The 8,193-nt window shown below is 35.3% G+C and carries 7 protein-coding genes; 5 read left to right on the top strand and 2 right to left on the bottom strand.

Annotated elements, in window-relative coordinates:
* On the bottom strand, positions 1 to 402 hold a 402-nt coding region (locus tag ONG75_RS07710; protein WP_264376170.1), incomplete at its 3' end, for a phage portal protein.
* 298 nt (positions 403 to 700) lie between these two features.
* Between ONG75_RS07710 and lipB the strand changes: the two genes are divergently transcribed.
* On the top strand, positions 701 to 1,318 hold the full coding sequence (lipB, locus tag ONG75_RS07705) for a lipoyl(octanoyl) transferase LipB (RefSeq protein ID WP_264376169.1): 618 nt from the start codon (positions 701 to 703) through the stop codon (positions 1,316 to 1,318).
* Entirely contained in the window at positions 1,318 to 2,286 is a 969-nt protein-coding gene (locus tag ONG75_RS07700) for an LD-carboxypeptidase (protein ID WP_264376168.1), read from the top strand. The genes lipB and ONG75_RS07700 overlap by 1 nt, the downstream gene beginning before the upstream one ends.
* Before the next feature lie 191 nt (positions 2,287 to 2,477).
* Here the strand turns inward: ONG75_RS07700 and ONG75_RS07695 are convergent, their stop codons facing one another.
* Positions 2,478 to 3,566: an ankyrin repeat domain-containing protein gene (locus tag ONG75_RS07695; RefSeq protein WP_264376167.1), complete on the bottom strand. Its 1,089-nt coding sequence runs from the start codon at positions 3,564 to 3,566 to the stop codon at positions 2,478 to 2,480.
* 203 nt (positions 3,567 to 3,769) lie between these two features.
* On the opposite strand from ONG75_RS07695, the gene dnaE reads away from it, so the two are divergent.
* The 3 genes from dnaE to rpsR are packed head-to-tail and all read left to right on the top strand — an operon-like array spanning position 3,770 to position 8,190.
* The gene (dnaE, locus tag ONG75_RS07690) at positions 3,770 to 7,090 is read left to right on the top strand and encodes a DNA polymerase III subunit alpha (RefSeq protein ID WP_264376166.1); all 3,321 of its coding nucleotides are present in this window, start codon (positions 3,770 to 3,772) and stop codon (positions 7,088 to 7,090) included.
* 48 nt (positions 7,091 to 7,138) lie between these two features.
* Positions 7,139 to 7,912, top strand: coding sequence for a 30S ribosomal protein S6 (rpsF, locus tag ONG75_RS07685; RefSeq protein WP_264376165.1), 774 nt, complete (start codon positions 7,139 to 7,141; stop codon positions 7,910 to 7,912).
* Positions 7,912 to 8,190, top strand: coding sequence for a 30S ribosomal protein S18 (rpsR, locus tag ONG75_RS07680; RefSeq protein ID WP_010402759.1), 279 nt, complete (start codon positions 7,912 to 7,914; stop codon positions 8,188 to 8,190). Before rpsF ends, rpsR begins: the two co-directional genes overlap by 1 nt.
* Positions 8,191 to 8,193: the final 3 nt, after the last annotated feature.

The raw sequence follows: 8,193 nt of genomic DNA, 5'->3' as shown, positions 1-8,193 counted from the left end.
ACGAACAATTTCAACTCTATCAGGGCGCAGAAGATAAAGCTCTGTTGGTTTGTTCTGCGCCTCAATCATCAATACATAAGAATTGCCATTAACTAATCGATAAGTCACAATCCCTTCAATAAATTCCGATTTTGATGTCATTGGATTAGGAGAATAAAGTAACTTCAGTAATGGATGCGCTTTTAGTTGTGATTTTCCCTGGTCAGTAAGCTGGCAGAGAGTAAAAGGTACCGAAGATGAAGCACTTGCGATCATATTAATTGCTCGAAAGGCAATAACATTTTTTATGTAGCCTTCCTCAGCAAAACTTGCATAATCGCGCCTACTCCAACTTGGTTCCATCATTAGTTGCAAAGCAGAGTATTCACTGCTTTTCTTTCTTTGAAAAATGTTAAAATTCATATGTGCCTCCTGAAAATTTTGTTAAAAATTTGAAATTGTAGTTGAATTATATCAATTGGTGTTACAAGAATGATATCATCTGAGTAGCTGACACTAGTTCGTTTGCGATAGTGCCATTCAAGTAGCCCATATTTGTCATCCAAGTAGCTTGACACTAGGATCCATCTTTTTATACAATTTAGTCAAAGACGTTCCTCTTAGCGTAAAACAGCTATGCTTACCAGTTCAGTGTGCTATCTACAATCAAATTTCTGGATTCCAGACTGGAATGACATTGATAGACCTAAAGAAATAGAATATGACAGAATGGCTAATATCTAACCAATTTGCTGATTATAACCATTCTGTGAAATTCATGGAAGCAAAAATTCAACAAATTTACAATAATTTATCTGACGAGCTAGTATGGCTGCTCCAGCACCCTCCACTTTATACTGCAGGAATCGGTGCAACAGATGATGACATTATTGAAAAATTGTTTCCTGTCTATAAAACAGGCAGGGGCGGTAAATATACATATCACGGACCAGGGCAGCGTATTATATACTTAATGCTAAATCTTAAAAAAAGAAACAAATGTGACATAAAACTATATATCAGAGACCTAAGTAATTGGATCATAAATGTTTTAAAACACTTTAATATACTTGGGGAATTTAAGGAAGATAGAATAGGCATTTGGGTGAACAACAACGGAGTAGAAGAAAAAATAGCAGCTTTTGGCATTCGCTTGAGAAAATGGGTAACTTATCATGGCATAGCACTTAATGTCTCTCCAAACCTTTCCCACTATGAGGGTATTATTCCTTGTGGACTAAAAGATTACGGCGTTACATCAATGGAAAAACTAGGAGTAAAAGTTTCTCTTTGCGAATTAGATGATATATTAAAGCAAGAGTTTCATAAGATATTTTAATGTATTCCTTTATTCTTTATTTTCTATGCCTTTTACTCACTAATCCTGCACACACAATCAATCAAGTTGATATTATTGCTCCTTCTTCGAAAGGAAAAGAATCAGATCTGCCTACTATAAGAGAATACGTAAAAACTTTGGATTTTAATCCTCACATTTCGGAGAAAATATACAGTAATGACAACCCATTTTATTCTAACTCTGATGAGTTTAGAGCGAATGATTTGGTTAATGCGCTCACTGATGATAGCAAAATAATTTGGTGTATCAGAGGAGGAGAAGGGGCTTCTCGGCTAATTCCCTATCTAGAAAAGTTACCCAATGATAAAAAAGAAAGAATTGCTCAAAACAAAAAAATTCTTATAGGCTATAGTGATATCACTGCTTTACATATTTATCTGCAAGTTAAATATGATTGGCAAACTCTTCACGGCACCATGTTAGAAATGATAGTAAATAACTCCGTTGCTGAAAGTTCTGTTGAAAAATTAAAAGAATTAATTCTCAACCAACACAACTCTATCAGATTTGACAATTTAAAGATGATAAATAATGGAGTTAGACTAAAAAATGGCAGATTAGAGTCTAAAATCATCGGTGGTAATATGACTTTGGTTGAAAATAGCATAGGAACTGCCTGGCAAATAAACGCAAAAAACAAAATTCTATTTTTAGAAGACATAAAAGTTTATCCATATTCAATTGAGCGAAGTTTAGATCACCTAAAACAAGCTCATATTTTTGATGGAGTAGATGCAGTAATATTCGGGGACTTTGTTAACTGTTATAATGATAATCTTGTTGAAATTGTAAAAGAAAGGTTTGCAAAAAGTGTCAACTTTCCAGTATTTACAATGAAAGGAGTAGGCCATGGACATATAAATGACCCTTTACCTTTCAACACTCACGCTACCATTAGCGTTCAAGACGAGAAGGAGTTTATGGATGTGAAACAGTTATACAAGTAGCTTTATCTCACACTCCTTTCATTCCAGCACCTTCGTTGTCATCCTAGTATCCCCCCTTGTCATCCCAGTGCCTAGACACTGGAATCCAGATCAAGTACGGCTATTATCCAAATAACCCTTCGTTGTTATTCAAGCAGCCCCTTCATTGTCATCCCAGTACTGGGATCCAGGAACCTGCGTAACGCGCTCTACTATGAAGGAATGCTAGTAACTCCCTGCTGTCCATTTATTAAGGCGGCAGATGATTTCTCTGCTCCATCAACTTTAGTACTAGGCTTTAACAATTCATATGTAGCACAACCAACTACCAGTGCTGCTGCTATAACTGCAACCACTGCTATAACTATAGGTATCAACTGAGCTGCAATTGTTCCAGTTGTAAAAAGTGCCACTGCTATAGCAGTGCCTAATAATCCAGTTACTCCACCGGCAATCATTGATTTATTACGCGCTTTCACAAAAGAGCCACCTCCTTCCTCTAATAGAGCTTTTATTACGTTTTTACCCTTAGCATAACCTTCAGCATACTTTTCTTCAGCACACTTTTTAGTATGTTTCTCAGCATAATCTAAATAAGTCATTCCATTTTTATCTACTGCGTTAACATTTGCTCCTTCTTTGATTAAAGCCTCTACTGTGTCTACGTGGCCATTACTAGCAGCACAGTGCAAAGCAGTCCACCCACTTATATCTTTCTCATTAACATCTGCTCCTGCTTTGATTAAAGCATTTACTATATTTGCGTGATTATTTAAAGCAGCACAATACAAAGCAGTACTACCATTGCAATTTTTCGCATCAATATTATCTGCTTTATTTTCGATTAAAATCCCTACTATCTTTTTGTGACCATTCTCAGCAGCATTATGCAAAGCAGTCATTTCATATTGATCTACTGAATCAACTTTTGCTCCTTCTTTGAGTAAAACCTCTACTGTGCCTACGCGATCATTCAAAGCAGCATGATGTAAAGGAGTCCTTTTACATTGATCCACTGCGTTAACATTTGCTCCTACTCCGAGTAAAACCCCTACTGTCTTTATGTAACCATTCCGAGCAGCTATTATTAGTAACGGAAGCTTTGAGTACTCTATCCCTGAAATATTTAAGCTAAATCCATGATTTACATCAAATTTACCTTCCTCCCAATCTTTATATAGACCTTGATCCTGTTCCTTTAGTTCTTCTTGTATTTTCTCAATTATATTATTGAGATTTAAATCTTTCTCAGCCTCAATCGTCCTCAGTACTTTTTCCAGTGATTCATATTCTCCTGTCATGATTTTACCTTCAATATTAAAAGAGTTATTTAATTATTACATAATTATGATAAAAAGTCAATTAAAACAAGCTAATAACTGGGATTGTGAATAGTAAATTAGATTCAAGAAGTAGCCTCTTTGGTGTTATTTCAGTGTTAGACCTTTTCATATCCCTACGAGCAAATTAATGTTATCCTTTTATTGCTAATCTAAAGTTTTTTATGTTCATACACTTGCGTGTTCATAGCGTTTATTCTCTGCTTGAGAGTTCGGTTAAAATTGAGGAGCTGATTGGTCTTTGTTTGCAGAACAAAATGCCGGCAGTTGCAGTTACTGATTCAGGCAACTTATTTGGCTCACTTGAGTTTGCAGAATATGCGGCAAATAAGGGAATACAGCTAATAATAGGATGCAATATTATCGTTCGACACTTAGAACAAAATTTATCAATACTCCTACTTGCAAAAAATGAACAAGGGTACACTAATTTAGTCACCTTGGTGAGTGAGTCTTTTAAAAAGTGCAAGAATAACAGCGATATTCCTTACGTTGATTTTGATGAGCTATTAAATTTAAGTTCAGGCCTAATCGCCTTAACTGGTGGATATGACGGCATATTGGCTCAACTGTTATTGAAGCAAGATAAAGAAACGATAAAAAGACTGCTCTCAGCATTCGATGGTCATTTATATGTTGAATTGCAGCGTCATGGGCTGAATAAAGAGCTAGAGCTTGAAGAAGCTTTAATAGATTTTGCTTATCAGCGCAATATACCACTAGTTGCAACGAATGATGTGTTTTTTCCAAATAAGTCTGACTATGAGGCTTATGACATATTAACGTGCATATCGGAGGGCAGTTATGCTCTCGAGAATAACAGAAAGAAGTTAACTACCGAGCATTACTTCAAATCTGTGGCAGAAATGGAGGAACTGTTCAGCGACATTCCCGAAGCAATTCATAACACTTTAGTGATAGCTAAGCGGTGCTCTTACATGCCAAGAAGCAGGCAGCCTATCTTGCCTAAATTTCCTTGTCGAGAAAATAAAACTGAGAATGAAGAACTGAGGGAGCAGGCAGTTGCAGGATTAGAATTCCGCATTGCAAATGAAACGGACATAGACCTTAAACAATACTACGATCGGCTGAATTACGAACTAAGCGTAATAACTTCGATGAACTACGCTGGCTACTTTTTGATAGTTTCTGATTTCATTCGTTGGAGCAAAGCAAATGGCATTCCAGTTGGACCGGGAAGAGGTTCTGGTGCTGGATCGATTGTTGCTTGGAGCTTACAAATTACAGATCTTGATCCAATAAAGTTTGGTCTGATCTTTGAAAGATTTTTAAATCCTGATCGTATATCGATGCCCGATTTTGACATTGATTTCTGCCAGGAAAAGAGGGATTTAGTTATTGACTATGTTCAAAAGAAATACGGTTATGTTGCTCAAATAATCACTTTTGGAAAATTGCAAGCAAGGGCAGTATTGCGTGATGTTGGTAGAGTATTGCAAATGCCTTACTCTCAAGTGGATAAAATATCTAAAATGGTTCCATTTAATCCAGTAAATCCTGTAACTTTATCGCAAGCGATAGAGCTTGATCAAAACCTACAGAAAGAACGAGATAGTGATGAGGTAATTGCAAAGCTTCTTGATATATCACTAAAGCTCGAAGGAATATATCGTCACGTTTCAACTCATGCTGCTGGAATTGTAATATGCGATCAAAAATTAGAAAATTTTGTTCCCGTCTATTATGATCCAAATTCGGCTCTGCCAATCACTCAATACAGCATGAAATATGTAGAGAAAGCTGGGTTAATAAAATTTGATTTTCTTGGACTTGGTACGCTAACACTAATAGATCATGTATGTCGTTTAATTAATCGTGATGAAAAAAAATTTGATATTTCCTCGGTTTCTTTGATTGATCAAAGAACCTATGAAATGCTCTCAAGAGGTGATTCAATCGGAGTGTTTCAGCTTGAAAGTTCGGGAATGAGAGAAGCTTTAATCAAACTAAAGCCAGACTGCATTGAAGATATCATCGCTTTAATTTCTCTTTATCGCCCAGGGCCTATGGATAACATTCCAACTTATGTTGCAAGAAAGCATGGACTTGAAAAGCCAGATTACATTCATCCATTGCTTGAGGAGGTGTTAAAAGAAACATTCGGAGTAATAATCTACCAAGAACAGGTAATGGAAATAGCGCGTATTCTCTCTGGATATAGCTTAGCAGAGGCGGATTTACTCAGACGTGCCATGGGTAAGAAAATTAAGGCAGAGATGGATAAACAACGTGAACTTTTTGTTCAAGGAGCAACAAAAAACGGTGTTGATTACGACAGGGCAAGTTATATTTTTGATCTTGTTGCAAAATTTGCTGGTTATGGATTTAATAAATCCCACGCTGCAGCATATGCGATTATATCTTACCAAACAGCTTACCTTAAGGCTAACTACCCGCTAGAATTTTTTACGGCCTTGATGAATCTCAACATTGATGATAGAGACAAACTGAATTTGTTTTATCATGCTGCAAAATTCAGTGGAGTTGCTGTTCTTTCGCCTGATATCAGCAAATCTAAGGCTGAATTTTCAATAGAGGGTGAGCACATACGCTACGGAATTGCTGCTTTGCGTAATGTTGGTTTTGCTACAGCAGAAGGAATAGTAAATGCACCTTATAAGGACATATGGGAATTTATTCAAAATTCTGGTCATATGATAAATAAGAGGGCGCTAGAAAGCTTAATTAAATCTGGAGCTTTCGATAGTGTGCACAAAAATAGAAAGCAGTTATACGAGTCAATAGACACATTGATTTACTTTGCAAATAAAAATAGGCAGTCAAATCAAGCTGCTTTATTTGGTAATCTTGATATTCTGAAGCCAAAACTTGAGAACGTGGAAGATTTTAATGAAGAGGAAAAATTAGAGCATGAGTTATTTTCATTGGGATTTTACTTAACTAATCATCCACTTGAAAAGTTTAGAACTCTCTTGAAAAAATTAAATATTGGGTTTATCGGAGAGAGTAAGACGATAAAAACTGCTGGTGTAATATTAAATGTGCGTATGAGAACCTCAGAACGTGGAAGATTTGTTATCCTAACACTTTCTGATCCCCACAATGTTTCTGAAATAGCATTCTACAATAATGAAATAATAGAAGAAAAAAGGAATCTATTTTCACCTGGAGCATTTGTGATAATTGATCTTGAAATTTCAGAAAACACAACGAGACTATCAGGAAAGGACATATCTGAATTTACAGAAAAGGTTACTTCTCTAATGAAAGGATTAGTTTTAACTGCTGTATGTGCAGACTCGCAAAAAGTTGCTGAGGAGTTGAATTCAGTGTTGAAAAATGGAGGCAAAACCAAAATAATGCTAAAGTTTCTTCTCAAAAAACATAAAGTCAGCATCTTGTTGCCAGGTACATATTCAATCACCCCCCAAGCTATTTATGAAATATCTCACTTAAGTTGGATTGAAGGCGTAGAAATTAATACAAATAACTTGCTTATATAAAAAAGTTTTATATAATAAAGTGTTTAATTGATATTAAAGGAAGATATAGTGAATCTCTATGAATTTACTTTTATAGCACAACCGAACTTATTGCAGCAAGAAGTAGAAGAAATGGTCCAAGAATTGGCTATTTTGTTGAAAAATATTAAAGCAGATGTTATTTCTCAGGAGGTTAAAGGTCTCATAGAAAGAGAACATAGCACAGTTACAAAACAAGAGCTAGAGGCAAGTACTGAAAGCATTAAAAAAAGTCTGATTGTTTACTCTGATTTTTTTGAAACTCTGACAAAAATTTTATGGGTTGAATTGGAAGAAGATTTTTCAAATTTAAAAGAAATAAAGTCAAGAATCGATAAAGAATTGAAAAATGAACTAAGTGATACGGGAATAAAACAAAATTTTATGGACCTTCCAGGAGCTAACACTAAAAGTGCATTTATCTATAATGTAGTAAATGCTTTTAAGGAAAATATTTCACAACATCTAATAAAGCCCCTTCAAGAGGTTTTAAAAAGTTTTAAAATAGTAGACTCAAATCAATTGAGTAAAACGCTGGAAGTGCTTTTGAAAAATATTGAAGCTTCAGGATTGATAAAATATGAATATTGGGGTCTATTGGATTTTGCATACCCAATAAATAAGATGAAAAGTGGTCATTACTGTATGATGTGTATAAGTTTTACTTCAAGCATTATGGATGAATTTGAGCGTAGAGTAAAACTGAATGAGAATATTATTCGCCACTTGTCTGTACGGGTTAATGAGTTTTTTAAAGGTAAATCTTACATGCTGGATAAACAAATTGAGGAGAAAAGTGCATAATGATGAAAAGACGAAATAGTTTTAATAATTCTTACGTGTCTGTAAATAACAGAACTGGCTTTAGGCGTCCTAAGGTCTGTCCTCTTACTGCATCTAAAGATGAGGACATAGACTATAAGAATATAGATTTATTGTCCAAATTCACCTCTGACTATGGTAGAATATTACCTAGAAGGTTAACAGGTGTGTGCGCAAGAAAACAAAGAAAGTTGCGCTTAGCAATTATAAGAGCACGCTTTTTAGCTCTTGCTCCTTACTGTACTAAAAAAGTTAGGTAATTT

Source organism: Wolbachia endosymbiont (group B) of Sphaerophoria taeniata (assembly GCF_947179355.1).
GTDB lineage: Bacteria > Pseudomonadota > Alphaproteobacteria > Rickettsiales > Anaplasmataceae > Wolbachia.
This window is presented reverse-complemented; position numbering and strand designations above follow the sequence as displayed.

Excerpts from the sequence above, each read along its gene's own strand:
- ONG75_RS07700 (WP_264376168.1), top strand. The coding sequence starts at position 1,318 with ATGTATTCCTTTATTCTTTATTTTCTATGCCTTTTACTCACTAATCCT.
- rpsR (WP_010402759.1), top strand. The coding sequence starts at position 7,912 with ATGATGAAAAGACGAAATAGTTTTAATAATTCTTACGTGTCTGTAAAT.
- lipB (WP_264376169.1), top strand. The coding sequence starts at position 701 with ATGACAGAATGGCTAATATCTAACCAATTTGCTGATTATAACCATTCT.
- ONG75_RS07695 (WP_264376167.1), bottom strand. The coding sequence starts at position 3,566 with ATGACAGGAGAATATGAATCACTGGAAAAAGTACTGAGGACGATTGAG.
- dnaE (WP_264376166.1), top strand. The coding sequence starts at position 3,770 with ATGTTCATACACTTGCGTGTTCATAGCGTTTATTCTCTGCTTGAGAGT.